Genomic DNA, 16,769 nt, shown 5'->3' on the forward strand with positions numbered 1-16,769 from the left:
TTCCCTTAAAGGCACCAGCACTTTGTGATGCGCAAGCCCTGTTTCGCAATTGCAGCGTCCGCCGCGCCGCGAAAAGCGCGTGGTAAACAGATTCCTGCCTTCGGCGCCAGATGGTTAACGGTCCCGTCCGATGCCGGACGGAAGGCAAAAGCCCGGCCTCGGCTATTTTGCCGGCAATCGGAGCGTGGCCACCAGACCCGGCGCGTTGTCGGAAAAGGCCAGGCTGCCGCCATGCAGCCGCGCCACCGCCCCCACGAGGGACAGGCCGAGCCCGGAGCCCGGCCGCGTGCGGCTCGTCTCCAGCCGCACGAAGCGCTCCACCACCCGCTCCCGGTCCGGCTCGGGAATGCCAGGCCCGGTGTCGGCCACGGTCAGGACCGCCTCCCCATCCCGCCGGACGAGGGTGACGGCGACGCGGCCGCGCATGCCCTCTGGCGGGCGGCCGTACTTGATGGCGTTGTCGATGAGGTTGGAGAGCGCCTGCGCCAGCAGCTCGCGCACGCCGTGGATCGTCACCGGCTCCACCTGCACCACCACGTCCAGCCCCTGCTCGTCCGCCAGCGGCTCGTAGAGCTCGGAGACGTTCTCGGCGATGTTGGCGAGGTTCACGTCGCTCATCATCGCCCGCGCCTGCCCGGCTTCGGCCCGCGCGATCATGAGCAGAGCGTCGAAGGTGCGGATGAGGTCGTCGCTCTCCTCGATGGTGGTTTCCAGCGCGCCCCGCCAGTCCGCTTCGGTGCGGGCGGTGCGCAGGGCCTCCTCCGCGCCGTTGCGCAGGCGGGTGAGCGGGGTCTTCAGGTCGTGGGCGATGTTGTCGGAGACCTCCTTCAGCCCCTGCATCAGCCCCTCGATGCGGTCGAGCATGGCGTTCAGCGAATGGGCGAGGCGGTCGAACTCGTCCTGCGTCCCGGTCATGGCAAGCCGGCCGGAGAGGTTGCCGGCCATGATGGTCTCGGCCGTGGCGGTCATGGAATCGATGCGCTTCAGCACCCGCCGCGTGACGAACACGCCGCCGGCAAGGCCCAGCACGACGATGAGCAGGACGGCCCACTGGGCCGGGCGCGCCACCAGGTCCCTGAGGGTATCGCGCTCCTCGATGTCGCGCCCCACCAGCAGCCGGTAGCCGCCGGGCAGGAACATGGCCTGAACGAACGCCACGTGGCTCTTCACGCCGCTGTCGTCGGGGCGATTGTAGGTGGTGAAGCGCGTGCCGGGCTTGTCGAGGAGGCCGAAGGACAGGTCCGAGACGTTGGTGGCCAGCACCTCGCCCTGGAAATTGGTGAGCATGTAGATGGAGGAGCCGGGACGCCGGGTCCGCCGGTCGATCACGTAGACGAGGCGCTGGATGCCGCCGATGCGGTACTGGTCCGACAGGAAGACGACCTCCCGGTTGAGGTCGTCCGCCACCTGCCCCTGGATCAGCTCGCGCGTGTGCCAGGCGGTGTAGACGATGACCGACACCGCGAACACCGCGAACACCAGGAGATAGGCCGCGAGCAGCTTGAACGCCGTGGTGCGCACGAGGCGCGAGAAGTGGGAGAGGAACTTCATGGGCAGGGCCTGTGGGCGCCGGGCCGCGGCATGAGGCGGGCCGTCACGCCAGCCCCGCGCGCACCATGTAGCCGGCGCCGCGCACCGTGTGGATCAGCGGCACCTCGAAGCCCTTGTCGATCTTCGAGCGCAGGCGGGAGACGTGCACGTCGATCACGTTGGTCTGCGGATCGAAATGATAGTCCCACACATTCTCCAGCAGCATGGTGCGGGTCACCACCTGCCCCGCATGCCGCAGCAGATATTCCAGCAGCCGGAACTCCCGCGGCTGGAGCGGGATCTCCCGGCCGGAGCGCGTCACCCGGTGGGCGAGGCGGTCGAGCTCCAGGTCGGCCACCTTGTAGACCGTGTCCGCCGCCTGGCTGACGCCGCGGCGCGACAGCGCCTCCACCCGGGCGAGCAGCTCGGTGAAGGCGTAGGGCTTGGGCAGGTAATCGTCGCCGCCGGCCCGCAGGCCCTGCACGCGGTCGTCCACCTGTCCCAGCGCGGAGAGGATGAGCACGGGTGTCGTATGCCCGCGCCCGCGCAGCTCGGCGACGAGGGACAGCCCGTCCCGGGCGGGCAGCATGCGATCCACCACCATCACGTCGTACTTGCCGTCGAGGGCGAGGGCGAGGCCCTCCTCCCCGTCGGCAGCATGGTCCACCACATGGCCCGCCTCGCGGAAGGCCTTGCGCAGATATTCGGCGGCGTCGCGGTCGTCCTCGACAAGGAGGAGGCGCATGGCGGTGAGAGGATCCGGATCGAGATTCGCTGTCGTCATCCTAGCTTACCTTGACGGCGGGTCCGAGAGGCACGGGTCGCGTGAAAGCAATGCGGCGCGGGAAGCCCGTTGGAGCTCCCCGCGCCTGCGGAGCCGAAGCGGCATCAGGGGCGATGGCGATGGTCCGCCTCGGGTCCGTCGGGAGCGGACCCGGCGGGGCTGCCGCCGGGCCCTCGCCGGGGGATGGAGGTCAGCGAGGCGTCAGCCTTTGGCCTTGGTCTCGAGGGTGATGGCGACGAAGCGCACGCCCTCGCCGCTCTTCACCTGGATGAGCACCGCCTTGCGGTTCTCCGCCTTGGCGGCGGCGAGGCCGTCGCGCACGTCCTTGGGGGTGGAGACCGCCTTGTCGCCCACCTTCAGGATCACGTCGCCGGTCTTGAAGCCACGCTGGGCGGCGGGGCCGTTGGGATCGACGCCGGTGACCACCACGCCCTCGGAGCCCGCGCCCTGCACGCTCTTGGAAGGCGCAAGCTGAAGGCCGAGGCGCGGCAGATCCTTGCCGCCGGCGCTGTCATCCTCGCTCTGGGGCGCATCCGAGCGGGAGGCCACCTGCTTGTCGTTCGGCAGCTGGTCCAGAACCACCGACAGGTTCATGGGCTTGGTGTCGCGGATGAGCGAGAGCTGGATCTCGGTGCCGGGCTTCATCATGCCCACCTTGCGGGTGAGGTCCCGGGCTTCCTTGATGGGCTCGTTGTTCACCTTGACGATCACGTCGCCGGCCTTCAGCCCCGCCTTGGCGCCGGGGGTGTTCGGCTGCACCTGGGCCACCAGGGCGCCTTCGGCGTCCTTGATGCCGAGGCCGGAGGCGAGGTCCTCGGTCACCGGCTGGATCTGCACGCCGATGTAGCCGCGGGCCACCGAGCCCTTGTCGCGCAGCTGGGCGACCACCGTCTTCACCGTCTCGGAGGGAATGGCGAAGGCGATGCCCACGTTGCCGCCCGAGGGGGAGACGATGGCGGTGTTCATGCCGATCACCTCGCCGTTCAGCGAGAAGGTCGGGCCGCCCGAATTGCCCCGGTTGATGGGGGCGTCGATCTGGATGAAGTCGTCATAGGGGCCGGAGCCGATGTCGCGGCCGCGGGCCGAGACGATGCCCGCCGTCACCGTGCCGCCGAGGCCGAACGGGTTGCCGACCGCGATCACCCAGTCGCCGACGCGCGGGGCGCCGTCCGCGAGCTTCACCCACGGCAGGTTGGTCACGTTGTCGATCTTCAGCAGGGCGACGTCGGTGCGCGGATCGGTGCCGATCACCTTGGCGACGTATTCCTTGCCGTCGGTGGTGGTCACGTCCACCTCGTCGGCGCCGTCCACCACGTGGTTGTTGGTGACCACGTAGCCGTCGGCGGAGATGATGAAGCCGGAGCCCTGGCCCACGACGGGACGCTCACCCTTGGGGCCGCGATTGCCGCGCGGGCCCATGCCCGGGCCGCCCGGACCCATGGGGCCCTGGCCATCGCCGAAGCCGAAGCGCTTCAGGAATTCCTGGATCTGGGGCGGAACATTGCCGCCGAACTCGCCGCCGCCGCCCATGGCCATCTGCTGGTCGCCGGTGTCCTTCTTCACCTTCACGGAGACCACAGCGGGCGTCACCTTCTCGACGATGTCGGCGAAGGAGAAGGTGCCGGCGGGCTGGCTGGTGGTGATCTGGGCAAGCGCGGGGGCGTTCAGCGGCGGCACGAACTGGCCGGCCACGACGCCGGCGAGCGCGAGGCCCACGACGCCCGCGAGCAGGGCCCGGCGGTGGCGCTTCGTCACGGAAGGAGTGTTGTCGGAGCGGGTCATGTGCGTTCGCATCTCTCTGTTTGTCTGCCGCCCGGGCAGGATCGGGAGCGAACCTAAGGCCTGAAGCGTTACAGCAGTCTGGCGGGGGAATTAACGATCGGTAATGTGGCTCCCCCCCGCGCGACGCCTGGCGCGGCGGCCGGAACGCGGCGCGGAACATTTTTTTCCGGTGCCGGGGGAATAAGCGCGGGGCGCCGGCGTCTTCTCCCCTGCAGGTCGTCTGCTGAAGAGCGCGATCCGGTCAGATTGGGTCGATCCGATCGGTGAATCGTCCTCTAACTCCAAATTGGAGAACGCGTTACCGAACCGGATTGCCGTGCAGTCTGGTCGGCGCGCGCTCCCAGGGGGAACCCCATGTCCCGCACTTCTTCCCGTTCTGCCGGGCTGGCGCTCGCCTGCGCCATCTTCGCGGCCGGCAGCCTTGCCGTGCCCGCTTTCGCCGCCGATCCCGCCAAGGTCGCCGACACCGCCAAGGGCAAGACCCTGGTGAATGCCGCGGGCATGACGCTCTACGTGTTCGCCAAGGACAAGGACGGCGCCTCCACCTGCAACGGCCCGTGCGCCATCAACTGGCCGCCCCTGAAGGCCGAGGCCGGCGCCAAGGCCGCCGCCCCGTGGTCCGTCATCACCCGCGCCGACGGATCGAGCCAGTGGGCCTACAAGGGCAAGCCGCTTTATACCTGGAGCAAGGACAAGGCGCCCGGCGACGTGAGCGGCGACGGCTTCCTGGACGGAGCCTGGTCGGTCGCGCACCCGTGAGCCCGAGAGCCCGCGCCGGTCTGATTGCGGTGCAATCGGATCGGATAACGCGGTCTCCTTCTGAAGGTTAGAGGGCGATTCACCGACCAGGTTGCTGCAATCTGATCGGATCGCGCTCCGGGGCGCCCGGCCATCCCCCGCTGGCCGGGCGCCCCTTTTCCAGCCGGAGACGGATGCCGCATGGCGCGCGATTCCCTCGACGCAAGGCTTGAGGCGCAGATCCCGCATCTGCGGCGCTACGCCCATGCGCTGGTGCGCGACCGCGACGCGGCCGACGATCTCGTGCAGGATTGCCTGACACAGGCGCTTGCACGCTGGTACCAGCGGCGCGCCGAGGCCGAGCTCCGGCCCTGGCTCTTCGCCATCCTGCGCAACCTCTACATTTCGAGCTACCGGACGCGGGCGCGGCGCGGCACCCAGGTGGAGCTCGATCCGGCCTCGGATCCGGGCCAGCCGGCCGACCAGGAGCGGGCGCTGGTGGCCCGCGACGCGCTCGGCACGCTCGACCTCCTGCCGGAGGAGCAGAAGTCCCTGCTGCTGCTGGTGGGCGTGGAGGAGCTGTCCTATGCCGAGGTGGCCCGCATCCTCGACATTCCGGTGGGCACCGTCATGTCGCGCCTGTCGCGGGCCCGCCAGCGCCTGCGGGCGCTCCTCGACGGCGAGGCCATGCCCTACCTGCGGAGAGTGAAATGACCAGCGCTCCCATTGGCGAGGACGACCTCCAGGCCTGGACCGACGGGCGGCTCGACGACCCGCGCCGCGCCGAGGTGGAGGCCTATCTCGCCACCCGGCCGGAGATCGCCGCCCAGGTGGAGGAAGACATCCGCCTGCGGGACGACCTGCGCCGGCAGCTGGCCGATATCGCCGCGCAGCCGGTGCCGGCCTGGCTGCGCATTGCGCACCTGCGCGCCGCCAGCCGGGCGCGCGGCCTGTCACGCGTCAGGGCCGCCGCCGCCGGCTTCGCCCTTCTGGCCACGGGCGTGGCCGGCGGCTGGCTCATGGGGCGGGGGCAGATGGTCCTGCCGGAGCGCGTGCCGGCCCTGGAGGTGGCGCGCGAGGCCGCATCCGCCTATCGCACCTTCGTGGTGGAAGTCGCCCATCCGGTGGAGGTGGACACCTCCCGCGAGGCGCACCTGCTGCGCTGGCTGTCGAAGCGCCTCGGCCGGTCCCTTGCCGCCCCGGACCTCTCCGCCTTCGGCTTCCGCCTCATGGGCGGCCGGCTGCTGCCCGCCGATGCGGGCGCCGCGGCCCAGCTCATGTATGACGATGCCGGCGGGCGGCGGCTCACCGTCTATGTGGAGGCTTCCGCCGGGACCGAGACCGCCTTCCGCTTCCGGCAGGACAGGGAGGCCGGGACCTTCGCCTGGATCGACCGGGGCTTCGGCTTCGCCGTCACCGGGCCGGTGGGGCGTGACACCCTGCTGCCCATCGCGGAGGCGGTCTATCGCACCTTCGAGGCCGATGCCGCGGGAAGCGACAAGCGCGCGCTGTGATCAGGCGGGCGGCGTCTTCCCCTCGGCTTCCGCCATCAGGCGCTTGAGGCGGGCCTCCTCCTCCGCCGACAGGCGCGGCGGGATGGCCGAGCGGCGGCGCCTCAGGCCGAAGACGGCGGCGAGCGCGCCGAGCGCGAGCACCAGCACGGGCGTGGCCCACAACAGGGCGTTGCGCCAGGAGACGCGCGGGCGCAGCAGCACGAACTCGCCATAGCGCGCCACCATGAAGTCCATGACCTGGCTGTCGCTGTCCCCCGCCTTCAGGCGCTCGCGCACGATGACCCGCAGATCCTTGGCGAGGGGGGCATCCGAATCGTCGATGGACTGGTTCTGGCAGACCATGCAGCGCAGCTCCGCCGAAATGGCGCGGGCGCGGCTCTCCAGCACGGGATCCCCCAGGATCTCGTCCGGCTGCACCGCCAAGGCGGGAGCGGCGAGGCCGGCGAGGAGGACGAGGGCGGCGAGAAGTCGGCGCATCATCGTCACTCCGCCGGCACGGGCGCGCGGCGGCGCACGGTGGCGGGGCGGGGCGCCCCCACCCGCAGGCGCCGGTCGGCGAGCGAGAGGGCGCCGCCCAGCGCCATCACCACCGCCCCCAGCCAGATCAGCGTCACCACCGGCTTGTAGGTGGCGCGCACGGAAACCTGCCCGTCCGCGCTCTCCTCGCCCATGCTCACATAGAGCTGGCTGAGGCCGAAGGTGCGGATGCCCGCCTCCGTGGTCGCCATCTGGCGGGCCGCGAACATGCGGCGCGAGGCCTCGATGGTGCCCTGCGGCATGCCGTCGTCGCGGATGGCGAACACCGCCGTGCGGGCGCGGAAGTTGGGGCCGGAACGGTTCTCCAGCCGGTCGAGGGTGAGGCTGCGGGTGCCGATGGCGATGGTCTCGCCCACGCGGACCGAGGCGATCTTCTCCAGGCTCCAGGAGGTCTCGCTGACGATGCCGATGAGGCACACGCCCACCCCGATATGGGCGATGGCCGTGCCATAGGTGGAGCGCGGCACGCCGGCGAGCCGGGCGAGGGCGATGCGGGCGCTCACCTTGCCGATGCCGGCCCGCTCGGCGATGTCCGTGAGGGCGCCGAGGATGATGAACACCGCCAGCGCCACCCCGAGCGACGCCAGAACAGGGCCGCCGGTGGTGGCGGCGGCCGTGACCACGGCGGCCACCACCGCAAGGCCCGCCGCCAGCATCAGCCGCTGGGCGACGCCCAGCAGGTCGCCGCGCTTCCACGCGAGGAGCGGGCCGAACGGCATGGCGAACACCAGCGGCAGCATCAGCCCGCCAAAGGCGAGATTGAAATAGGGCGGGCCCACCGTGATCTTCGCCCCCGTGAACGCCTCCAGCGCCAGCGGATAGAGCGTGCCCACCAGCACCGCGGCGGTGGCTGCGGTGAGGAACAAATTGTTCAGCACCAGCGCGCCTTCCCGCGACACCGGGGCGAACAGGCCACCCTGCTTCAGCTCCGAGGCGCGGAAGGCGAACAGGGCGAAGCCGCCGGCGATGAACACGGTGAGGATGGCGAGGATGAAGACGCCGCGCGCCGGATCGGTGGCGAAGGCATGCACCGAGGTGAGCACGCCCGAGCGCACCAGGAAGGTGCCCACCAGCGACAGGGAGAAGGACAGGATGGCGAGGAGGATGGTCCACACCTTCAGCGCGTCCCGCTTCTCCATCACCACGGCGGAATGCAGCAGGGCGGTGGCGGCGAGCCAGGGCATGAGGGAGGCGTTCTCCACCGGGTCCCAGAACCACCAGCCGCCCCATCCCAGCTCGTAATAGGCCCAGTAGGAGCCCATGGCGATGCCCAGGGTGAGGAAGATCCAGGCGGCCAGCGTCCACGGCCGCACCCAGCGGGCCCAGGCGGCGTCGATCCGCCCCTCGATCAGCGCGGCGATGGCGAAGGCGAAGGAGATGGAGAGGCCCACATAGCCGAGGTAGAGCAGCGGCGGGTGGATGGCGAGGCCCGGGTCCTGGAGGATGGGATTGAGGGACCGCCCCTCCGCCGGCGGCGCCGCGATCCGCAGGAACGGGTTCGAGGTGAACAGGATGAAGGACAGGAAGGCGGCGGCGATGGCCCCCTGCACCGCCAGCACATACGCCTTCAGGCGGTCCGGCAGGTTGCTGCCGAACACCACCACCAGCGCCCCGAAGAAGGCGAGCACGAACACCCACAGCAGCATGGAGCCTTCGTGATTGCCCCAGGTGGACGTGACCCTGTAGATCACCGGCATCTGCGAGTGGGAATTCTCCACCACGTTGACGACGGTGAAGTCCGAGGTGACGTAGAGCTGCACCAGCGCCCCGAAGGCGAAGGCGATGAAGGCGAACAGCGCCAGGGCAAGGGGGCCGGCCGCCCCCATGAGCACGGCGTCGCCGCGGCCGGCGCCCCATGCCGGCAGCACCATCTGCGCGAGCGACAGGGCGAAGGCGAGCGCCAGAGCGTACTGGCCGAGTTCAGCGATCATGGCTCAGCTCCCCGGAGCGCGGGTGGCGGGGGAGGCGGCGCCGGGGACCGGCGCGCCGTCCTTCCAGTGGCCCTGCTGCTTCAGCGCATCCGCCACCTCACGGGGCATGTAGCGCTCGTCGTGCTTGGCGAGCACGCTGTCCGCCTTGAAGACGCCGTCCGGCTGGAGCGCGCCTTCGGCCACCACGCCCTGCCCCTCGCGGAACAGGTCCGGCAGGATGCCGGAATAGGCGACCTTCACCGTGGCGTTGCCGTCGGTGACGGAGAAGGTGGTGAGCGTGCCGCTCTTCGCCACGCTGCCGGTCTCCACCAGGCCGCCGAGCCGCAGGCGGGCGCCGGGCGAGACCTGCTGCTGGGCCACCTCGGTGGGGGTGCGGAAGAAGACGATCGTGTCGTTGAGGGCGGACAGGATCAGCCCCGCCGCGAGGGCGAGCACACCGAGCCCCGCCCCGATGATCACCAGGCGCCGACCCTTGCGCGTCATCCCTTGCCTCCTCCTGCCAGCTCCTTTTCGGCGGCATCGAGCCGGCCGAGGGCTTCCGCATTGTCCTTGAAGGCGGCGCGGGCGCTCTTCAGAGCCTCCGCCACCTTCTCCTTTTCGCCGAGCACGGTGTAGGCGCGCATGAGGCGCAGCCAGCCTTCCAGATCGTTCGGCTCGCCGGCGAGGCGCTCGGCGAGGCGCGTCACCATGCTGCGCACCATGGCCTCGCGGTCCTGCGTCGACATGGCGGCGGCGGCCGCCACGTCCGCGGCGCCGGGACCGGGGCCGGCCGCCGGCACGGGCGCTCCCATCCGCGGCCCCTTCTGCGCGGGCGAGGCCGGCGACCCCGCCGGCGCGCCGGCCACCTTGGCGAGCTTGGCCATGAGCATGGGGCGGTTGGGCGAATCGGCCGGCATGCGCGCGAGCAGGTCGCCCCAGATGCGCGCCGCGTCCGCATCGCGGCCATCCTGCTGGGCGGCGAGGCCCAGGTAATAAGCGGCACCCGGCTCCTCCGGATCGAGCTTCAGCGCCTCCGAGAAGGCCCGGGCGGCGTCGGCGGTGACCAGCCCTTCCGAGCCCGCGACCATGGCCTCGCCCAGCATGGAATAACGCAGCGCCGTGGGCCCCAGGGTGCGGATGGCGACGCCGTAGGCGCGGACCGCATCGTCCGCGCGGCCCATGCGCAGATAGATGGGGGCGATGATCTCGAAGCCCCGGCCATCGTCCGGGTTGCGCGCCAGATGATCCTCCAGCTTGCGCACCAGCATGGCGAGGTCGCTGCGCTCCGGCGCCGCCGACAGGCGATCCGCGAGGGGGGCGCCCGGCAGGCCGGGAGACCCGAGCAGCACGTAAAGGGTGGCGGCCATGGCCGGAACGAAGACGAGGCCCGCCACCGCCGCCGTGCGCCGGCGCCCCGCGGTGCGGGTGGCATCCTCGGCGCCGGCTTCGGCCGCGCCCGCCGCATCGGCCGCGAGCATGCGCCGCGCCACCTCGACCCGCGCGGCTTCCGCCTCGGCCGCAGGCAGCCGCCCGGCCTTGGCATCGCGGGCGATTTCCGCCAGCTGGTCCCGATAGACGGCAAGATCCGCCTCGCGCGTCGCCTTGACGGCACGCACGCGGGACAGCGGCCACAGCACCGCGAGGGCCGCGAGCGCGGTCATGAGCGCGAAGGCTGCAAACAGAGGGATTGAGATCATCACCTTCAGCCGTTAGCGGGTGAATGCACGGATGCAAAGGCCTCACACCGTCTCAGCGGCGCGGAGCCGCAGGGGCGCCCGGTCTTGTGATCGACTTCGGCCATGCGTTCCGGTACACCAAGCCCCTCGATATGACATCTTGCACTGCAGCGGACCCGGGGGAGCGACGGCCATGGGCCTCTTCGACCAGATGATGGGTGGCATGCTCAATTCCATGCTGAGCCAGGCCGGAAATTCGGGCGGCCTGGGCAGCCTCCTCACCACCATGCTGAACGGCCCCATGGCCAACGCGGTGCCGGGAATCATCAATTCCGCCCTTGCCAAGACCCCTTACGGCAGCATCGAGGGGCTGGTCGCCCAGCTCCAGCAGTCGGGCCTCTCCGAGGAGGTGGCGAGCTGGATCTCCACCGGCCCGAACGCCGCGGTGAGCGGCGAACAGATCATGTCCGCCCTCGGCGAAACCCAGGTGGGCCAGATTGCCGCATCCCTCGGCCTGTCGCCGGAGACCCTGCCGGATCTGCTCGCGCAGCACCTGCCTACCATCATCGACCGCCTGAGCCCCAACGGGGCGATCGAGGCGCCCGGCCGCTGAAGGCGGCGCCGGGTGACCGCTCGCAAGCGGCGGTCCCGCGGGCTATATAAGGCGCAGAGGACGCATCCGGCGCGGGGGCCCGGGTGGGTCGTCGGACCCGAGCTTCAACCGAGCCTTGAGACGTGACCGAGCCCGAGCGCCCTTCCCTCCTGACGCGGCTGCGCGGGCTGCTGCTGGATTTCGACGCCCTCATCGACAGCGGGCTGTTCAGCCTCGGCGCGCGGACCCGCCGCGCCTTCTCCGCCTATGCCGCCTTCACCGAGCGCTTCAACCTCACCGGCGTGCGACGCTTTGCGGTGGGCGTGGCGTCGGAAGGCCTGACCCTCGGCGTCGCCGGGGCGGTCGCCATGCTGGCCCTCGCCCTGCCGGCGTTCCGCGAGACCTCCGACGACTGGCTGAAGCGCACGGAGCTCGCCGTCACCTTCCTCGATCGCTACGGCAACACCATCGGCGAGCGGGGCGTGAAGCAGAATGACACGATCCCGCTGGAGGACATTCCCGACAACCTCATCAAGGCGACGCTCGCCACCGAGGACCGGCGCTTCTACGAGCATTGGGGCATCGACATCTCGGGCACCATGCGCGCCCTCGTGTCCAATGCGCGGGCGGGCGGCGTGGTGCAGGGCGGCTCCTCGCTCTCCCAGCAGCTCGCGAAGAACCTCTTCCTGTCCAACGAGCGCACCTTCGAGCGCAAGATCAAGGAGGCGTTCCTCGCCATCTGGCTGGAGGCGCGACTCACCAAGAGCCAGATCCTGAAGCTCTATCTCGACCGCGCCTATCTCGGCGGCGGCGCCTACGGCGTGGATGCTGCGGCGCGCTATTACTTCGGCAAGTCGGTGAAGGAAGTGAACCTCGCCGAGGCGGCCATGATGGCGGGCCTGTTCAAGGCCCCTTCCAAATACGCGCCGCACGTGAACCTGCCGGCGGCGCGCGCCCGCGCCTCCACCGTGCTCGACAATCTGGTGGAAGCCGGCTTCATGACCGAGGGCCAGGTGTTCGGCGCCCGCCGCAACCCCGCCACCCCGGTGGACCGCCGCGACGACGACGTGCCGGACTATTACCTCGACTATGCCTTCGGCGAGGTGAAGAAGCTGGTGGACCAGCTGCCCCCCTCGGTGGTGGAACGCAACTTCATCGTCCGCACCGGCCTCGATCCGAACATCCAGAAGGTGGCCGACGCGGCGCTGGAATCCTCGCTCGCCGAGTTCGGGCGCGACTACAAGGTCAAGCAGGGCGGCATCGTCGTGATGGAGCCCAACGGCACGCTCCGCGCCATGGTGGGCGGACGCGACTATGGCGACAGCCAGTTCAACCGCGCCACCGACGCCCTGCGCCAGCCCGGCTCCTCCTTCAAGCCCTACGTCTACACCGTGGCGCTCATGAACGGCTTCAAGCCGTCCACCATCGTGCAGGACGCCCCCATCTGCCTCGGCAACTGGTGCCCGCAGAACTACGGCCGCTCCTACATGGGCTCCATCACCCTGAAGACCGCGCTCCAGCATTCGCTGAACACGGTGGCGGTGCGGCTCGCCGAGCGGTTCGGCCGCAAGAAGATCGTGGACCTCGCCCACCAGATGGGCATCCGCACGCCGCTGCCCATCTCCGCGCCGCTGCCGCTGGGCGCCGCCGAGGTGACGCTGTTCGACGCGACCACCGCCTATTCGGTGTTCGCCAACGGCGGCAAGAGCGTCTACCCCCACGCGGTGGTGGAGATGCGCATCGGCAACGGCGACGTGATCTGGCGCTTCGACCGGGATGCGCCCAAGCCCGTCCAGATCATCCCGCAGCAGGCGCTCTACGACATCAACGACATGCTGAACAACGTGGTGGAGAACGGCACCGGCCGCCGCGCGCGCCTGCCCAACGCCAAGGTGGCGGGCAAGACCGGCACCACCAACTCCTATCGCGACGCCTGGTTCATGGGCTTCACCGGCAACTATGTCTGCGGCGTGTGGTTCGGCAATGACGACTATGCGGTCATGAACAAGATGACCGGCGGCACGTTGCCGGCCCTGACGTGGCAGAAGGTGATGGCCTATGCGCACCAGGGCATCGAGATCAAGCCGATCCCCGGCGTCACCACACCGATCCCGAAGCTCGACGAGGCGCCCGCCACAGTGAACGTGCCGGGCCTTGCCGAGACGGAACGCCCCGTCACCCTCTCGCCCCGCTCGGCGGAGCGCCTCGCCGGGCTGGAGCGCCTGCTGAAGGAAGCGGAGACGAGGTTCGCCGCCGCGCCTGCCGCCGAGCCCGCCCGGCCCATCCCCGCGTCATCCCCCGCGCCCGCCACGCCCATGCCGGTACCGGTGCGCCGAAACTAGAACATCCTCGATGTGAAGCGGGCACCGTTTCGCGTGAAGGACATGCGCGAAACCAAGGCCCCGGAGGGTTTTCCCGATTCCGGGAAACGGGGCAGCACCCCAGCATGCGCACGCCGCGTCACACGAGGCCGGCCGCGATCTTCTCCGCGATCATGATGACGGGAATGTTGGTGTTGGCCGTGGGCAGGCGCGGCATGACCGAGGCATCCGCCACATAGATGTTCCCGCTGCCGATGACACGGCCGGCCGGATCGAGCACCGCCTGCGGGTCCTCGGGATCGCCCATGCGGCAGGTGCCGCTCGCATGCCAGACGCCGAACACGTTGGTGCGCACCAGCTTCTCCAGGCGCGCGTCATCCGCGACCACCTCCGCAAGGGCGACGCCGCCGGACATGAACCGGCGCAAGGCCGGCTGGCGCAGCATCGGCGGCACATCGAGCAAGGCGCCGAGCACCTCGGTCAGCAGGGCATTGCGGCGGGAGACGCGGCTCAGCGTCTTGATGAAGGGCGAGAACGCCGCCGGGAACAGGTCGCCGGAATCAGGATTGAGCGCCTCGCACACCAGCAGCCGGACGAGGGTGCGAACCCCCGCCATCATCCGCGCGAGGTCAGAGGGATCGCTTAGCAGGTTGAGGTCCGCCTCCGGATACACGAACGGGTCGGGTGAGAGGAGGCGGACGCGGCCCGACGATTTCGGCCGGTTGCACCACAGGAAATACAGGCCGAGCCGGCGCCCCAGCCCGTGCCAGCCGGCCCGCGCGGACGCGGTGGCGTACATGTCGGACGCCTCGCCCCCCGCGAGGCCGGAGGAAAAGCGCAGCGCCGCGAAACTCGCCCGCCGGTAGGCGGCGGCGAGGCGCAGCCGCGGCGGCAGGTATTGGCAGAAGGTCAGCGTCGGGTGATCGCGCAGGTTCCGGCCCACGCCGGGCCGGTGCGCCACCACGGGAATGCCCAGCGCGGCGAGTTCGGCCCCATCGCCGATGCCCGCGCGCATCAGGATGGCGGGCGTCTGCAACGCGCCCGCCGTCACCACCACCCGGCCCGCAGCAATCCGCAGCAGCACCCCCTCCCGCTCCACCTCCACGCCGGTGGCGGAGAGGCCCTCCATGAGGAGACCCGCAAGGCGGGTTCCCGGCCAGATGGCGAGGTTCCTGCGGGCCCGCGTCGCGGGATCGAGATAGGCGACGGCGGTGGAGACGCGGCGGTCGCTCTCATTGTTGAAGGCGGGCGGGAACACGCCGTCCTCGAACTCGCCGTTCTGGTCCAGCCGCCACGGCAGCCCGCTGGCGGCAAAGGCGTCCGTCGCTGCCTCCGCGAAGGCTGGCCATCCCGGCGGCAGGATGCGGCGGATGGGGATGGGGCCGGTCTTGCCGTGCAGCGGCCCGTCGCAGTCGAGGTCCCGCTCCAGCTTGATGAAATAGGGCAGCACATCGTCCCACGCCCACCCGCGCGCCCCCAGTCCCGCCCATTCGTCATAGTCGCGCGGCAGGCCGCGGTTGGCCGACTGGACGTTGATGCTGGAGCCCCCGCCCATGACCCGCCCCTGCTCATAGGCACGGGTGCCACGGCTGCCGTCCTGGCGGCGGGTGGTGAAGGCGGACAGGCCCGGCCAGATGAAGCGATCCCCATGGAACAGCCCCATGGGATAGCTGTCGGCGATGGGCTCCGGCACGGCGTCGGGCGGCGTGTCCTCGCCCGCCTCCACCAGCAGCACCCGGTGCGAGGGATCAGCGGACAGGCGGTTCGCCATCACGCAGCCGGCGGAGCCGCCGCCGACGATGACCGTGTCGAAGAAGGGTGTGTCCGGGGAAATCATGGCACGGCCTGTCCTGCAGCCCTCGGGAGCCGCATGGGAAACTATAGGAGGAGAGATGGCTGGGCGGCGTCAGACGACGCCGGCCTCCTGGTAGATGTGCTTGATCTCCATGAAGTCGATCAGCGCGTCATAGCCATGCAAGCGGCCGAGGCCGCTGCGCCGGTAGCCGCCCGTCTCGGCCTCCGCGAACAGCTTGTTGTGGTCGTTGATCCACACCGTTCCGTTGCGCAGCGCCCGCGCCACCCGCATGGCCCGCGCGCCGTCGCGCGTCCAGATGCTGGCGGACAGCCCGTAGACCGTGTGATTGGCCCGGGCCACGGCCTCCTTCTCATCGCTGAAGCGCTCGAGGACCACCAGCGGACCGAAGATCTCCTCCTGCACGAAGAAGGCGGCGGTGTCCCCGTGGGCGAGCAGCGTGGGAGTGAGGAACGCACCCTGCTCCAGGCCGCCCCCCGGACGGGTGCCGGCGAGCACCACCTCGTCGGCAAGGTCCACGGCCTCGGCGATGCGCCGGTCCACCAGCTCGCGGGCGGCGGCGTCGATGAGCGGCCCCATCTGGCAGCCGTCCGCCGCGCCGGGGCCGACCCTGAGCCCGGCAAGCGACTCCTTCAGCGCGGCCTTCATCTCCGCGTAGCGGCTCTCATGCACCAGGATGCGCCGTGCCGCCGTGCACTGCTGGCCGGAGATGATGGTGGCCGCCGCCGCGAGGCGCGGCGCCACGGCGGCCACGTCCGCATCCTCGAACACCAGGCAGCAGGACTTGCCGCCCAGCTCCAGCGACAGCTTCTTCATGGTCGACGCCGCGTCGGCCATGATGCGGACGCCCGTGGCATTGGAGCCGGTGAAGGAAATCACGTCCACGTCCGGCGAGGTCACGAGGGCCTGCGCCACCCCGTGGCCGGTCTCCGTCACCAGGTTCACCACCCCCTTGGGCAGCCCCTCCACCCCGTCGAGGGTGCGCAGGATTTCCGCCGTCACGAGGGCGGTCTGCGGCGCCGGTTTCACCACCGCCGTGCAGCCGGCCGCGAGCGCGGGGGTGAGCGCGCGGATGAGCAGCACCGCCGGCGCGTTCCAGGGAATGATGAGCCCCGCCACCCCCGCCGGCTCCTTGAGCAGCGTGGAATAGGCGCCCGGCTCCACCTCGAACACATGGCCGGGGATGTAGCGGGTGATGCCCGCATAATAGCGGATCTCGGAGATGGAGCCGGCGATCTCGCCCCGCGACTGGGCCAGCGTCTTGCCGTTCTCGGCGGTGAGCAGGCGGGCGAGGTCCTCGGCCCGGCGTTCCATGGCGTCGGCCCAGCGCAGCATCACCATCTGCCGCAGGCGCGGGGCCTGCGTCCACTCGGGCCGCTCGAAGGCGCGGCGGGCGGCGGCGATGGCGGCCTCGCCATCCGCCGGGCCGCTGGCCGGGAAATGGCCGAGCACGGCACCCGTGGCCGGATCGAAGCTCGGCGCGGTCTGTCCGCCGAGGGCGCCCTGCCAGGTGCCGTCGATGAGGTTCTGCGCGGCAAGGGGGCTGATCGCGTTCATTGATATCTCCTCCCC

The 16,769-nt window shown here is 70.5% G+C and carries 14 protein-coding genes; 5 read left to right on the forward strand and 9 right to left on the reverse strand.

From position 1 onward, the window contains the following. Positions 1–162: 162 nt before the first annotated feature. From V5F59_RS14155 to V5F59_RS14165, 3 genes are all read right to left on the reverse strand, one after another. Positions 163–1,551 (reverse strand): ATP-binding protein, encoded by a 1,389-nt coding sequence (locus tag V5F59_RS14155; RefSeq protein ID WP_393978430.1) that lies wholly within the window; start codon positions 1,549–1,551, stop codon positions 163–165. 43 nt (positions 1,552–1,594) lie between these two features. Next, positions 1,595–2,314, reverse strand: coding sequence for a winged helix-turn-helix domain-containing protein (locus V5F59_RS14160; RefSeq protein WP_393978432.1), 720 nt, complete (start codon positions 2,312–2,314; stop codon positions 1,595–1,597). Between the two features lie 201 nt (positions 2,315–2,515). Then, positions 2,516–4,096 carry a Do family serine endopeptidase gene (locus tag V5F59_RS14165; protein ID WP_393978434.1) on the reverse strand — a complete coding sequence of 527 codons (1,581 nt, stop codon included), beginning with the start codon at positions 4,094–4,096 and terminating at the stop codon, positions 2,516–2,518. 354 nt (positions 4,097–4,450) lie between these two features. On the opposite strand from V5F59_RS14165, the gene V5F59_RS14170 reads away from it, so the two are divergent. The 3 genes from V5F59_RS14170 to V5F59_RS14180 all read left to right on the forward strand — a co-directional run bounded on the left by V5F59_RS14170 (position 4,451) and on the right by V5F59_RS14180 (position 6,348). After that, positions 4,451–4,855, forward strand: coding sequence for a COG4315 family predicted lipoprotein (locus V5F59_RS14170; protein WP_393978436.1), 405 nt, complete (start codon positions 4,451–4,453; stop codon positions 4,853–4,855). A gap of 180 nt (positions 4,856–5,035) precedes the next feature. Continuing rightward, entirely contained in the window at positions 5,036–5,548 is a 513-nt protein-coding gene (locus tag V5F59_RS14175) for an RNA polymerase sigma factor (RefSeq protein ID WP_393978438.1), read from the forward strand. Next, complete coding sequence (locus V5F59_RS14180) at positions 5,545–6,348, forward strand: anti-sigma factor family protein (RefSeq protein WP_393978440.1); 804 nt, start codon at positions 5,545–5,547, stop codon at positions 6,346–6,348. The genes V5F59_RS14175 and V5F59_RS14180 overlap by 4 nt, the downstream gene beginning before the upstream one ends. Here the strand turns inward: V5F59_RS14180 and V5F59_RS14185 are convergent, their stop codons facing one another. Genes V5F59_RS14185 through ccmI form a run of 4 tightly spaced genes read right to left on the reverse strand, consistent with a single transcriptional unit; the run spans position 6,349 to position 10,492 of the window. Continuing rightward, positions 6,349–6,825, reverse strand: coding sequence for a cytochrome c-type biogenesis protein (locus V5F59_RS14185; protein ID WP_393978622.1), 477 nt, complete (start codon positions 6,823–6,825; stop codon positions 6,349–6,351). Between the two features lie 5 nt (positions 6,826–6,830). Continuing rightward, entirely contained in the window at positions 6,831–8,816 is a 1,986-nt protein-coding gene (locus V5F59_RS14190) for a heme lyase CcmF/NrfE family subunit (RefSeq protein WP_393978442.1), read from the reverse strand. Between the two features lie 3 nt (positions 8,817–8,819). Next, positions 8,820–9,299, reverse strand: coding sequence for a cytochrome c maturation protein CcmE (ccmE, locus tag V5F59_RS14195; RefSeq protein ID WP_393978444.1), 480 nt, complete (start codon positions 9,297–9,299; stop codon positions 8,820–8,822). Then, positions 9,296–10,492 (reverse strand): c-type cytochrome biogenesis protein CcmI, encoded by a 1,197-nt coding sequence (gene ccmI / locus V5F59_RS14200; protein WP_393978446.1) that lies wholly within the window; start codon positions 10,490–10,492, stop codon positions 9,296–9,298. Before ccmI ends, ccmE begins: the two co-directional genes overlap by 4 nt. Positions 10,493–10,664: 172 nt before the next feature. Here ccmI and V5F59_RS14205 point away from each other — a divergent pair, with 172 nt between their 5' ends. Beyond that, positions 10,665–11,084 carry a YidB family protein gene (locus V5F59_RS14205; protein WP_393978448.1) on the forward strand — a complete coding sequence of 140 codons (420 nt, stop codon included), beginning with the start codon at positions 10,665–10,667 and terminating at the stop codon, positions 11,082–11,084. A 122-nt stretch (positions 11,085–11,206) separates the two neighbouring features. Then, the gene (locus V5F59_RS14210; RefSeq protein ID WP_393978450.1) at positions 11,207–13,405 is read left to right on the forward strand and encodes a transglycosylase domain-containing protein; all 2,199 of its coding nucleotides are present in this window, start codon (positions 11,207–11,209) and stop codon (positions 13,403–13,405) included. Positions 13,406–13,523: 118 nt separating this feature from the next. Here V5F59_RS14210 and V5F59_RS14215 read toward each other — a convergent pair whose 3' ends face one another. Together V5F59_RS14215 and V5F59_RS14220 are read right to left on the reverse strand one after the other, a co-directional pair. After that, positions 13,524–15,221, reverse strand: a complete 1,698-nt coding sequence (locus V5F59_RS14215) for a GMC family oxidoreductase (protein WP_393978452.1) — start codon at positions 15,219–15,221, stop codon at positions 13,524–13,526. A gap of 69 nt (positions 15,222–15,290) precedes the next feature. Beyond that, positions 15,291–16,754, reverse strand: coding sequence for an aldehyde dehydrogenase family protein (locus V5F59_RS14220; RefSeq protein WP_393978454.1), 1,464 nt, complete (start codon positions 16,752–16,754; stop codon positions 15,291–15,293). Positions 16,755–16,769: the final 15 nt, after the last annotated feature.

It is taken from the genome of Xanthobacter nonsaccharivorans (assembly GCF_043194755.2).
Taxonomy (GTDB): domain Bacteria; phylum Pseudomonadota; class Alphaproteobacteria; order Rhizobiales; family Xanthobacteraceae; genus Xanthobacter; species Xanthobacter autotrophicus_G.

Excerpts from the sequence above, each read along its gene's own strand:
- V5F59_RS14155 (WP_393978430.1), bottom strand. The coding sequence starts at position 1,551 with ATGAAGTTCCTCTCCCACTTCTCGCGCCTCGTGCGCACCACGGCGTTC.
- V5F59_RS14160 (WP_393978432.1), bottom strand. The coding sequence starts at position 2,314 with ATGACGACAGCGAATCTCGATCCGGATCCTCTCACCGCCATGCGCCTC.
- V5F59_RS14165 (WP_393978434.1), bottom strand. The coding sequence starts at position 4,096 with ATGACCCGCTCCGACAACACTCCTTCCGTGACGAAGCGCCACCGCCGG.
- V5F59_RS14170 (WP_393978436.1), top strand. The coding sequence starts at position 4,451 with ATGTCCCGCACTTCTTCCCGTTCTGCCGGGCTGGCGCTCGCCTGCGCC.
- V5F59_RS14175 (WP_393978438.1), top strand. The coding sequence starts at position 5,036 with ATGGCGCGCGATTCCCTCGACGCAAGGCTTGAGGCGCAGATCCCGCAT.
- V5F59_RS14180 (WP_393978440.1), top strand. The coding sequence starts at position 5,545 with ATGACCAGCGCTCCCATTGGCGAGGACGACCTCCAGGCCTGGACCGAC.
- V5F59_RS14185 (WP_393978622.1), bottom strand. The coding sequence starts at position 6,825 with ATGCGCCGACTTCTCGCCGCCCTCGTCCTCCTCGCCGGCCTCGCCGCT.
- V5F59_RS14190 (WP_393978442.1), bottom strand. The coding sequence starts at position 8,816 with ATGATCGCTGAACTCGGCCAGTACGCTCTGGCGCTCGCCTTCGCCCTG.
- ccmE (WP_393978444.1), bottom strand. The coding sequence starts at position 9,299 with ATGACGCGCAAGGGTCGGCGCCTGGTGATCATCGGGGCGGGGCTCGGT.
- ccmI (WP_393978446.1), bottom strand. The coding sequence starts at position 10,492 with ATGATCTCAATCCCTCTGTTTGCAGCCTTCGCGCTCATGACCGCGCTC.
- V5F59_RS14205 (WP_393978448.1), top strand. The coding sequence starts at position 10,665 with ATGGGCCTCTTCGACCAGATGATGGGTGGCATGCTCAATTCCATGCTG.
- V5F59_RS14215 (WP_393978452.1), bottom strand. The coding sequence starts at position 15,221 with ATGATTTCCCCGGACACACCCTTCTTCGACACGGTCATCGTCGGCGGC.
- V5F59_RS14220 (WP_393978454.1), bottom strand. The coding sequence starts at position 16,754 with ATGAACGCGATCAGCCCCCTTGCCGCGCAGAACCTCATCGACGGCACC.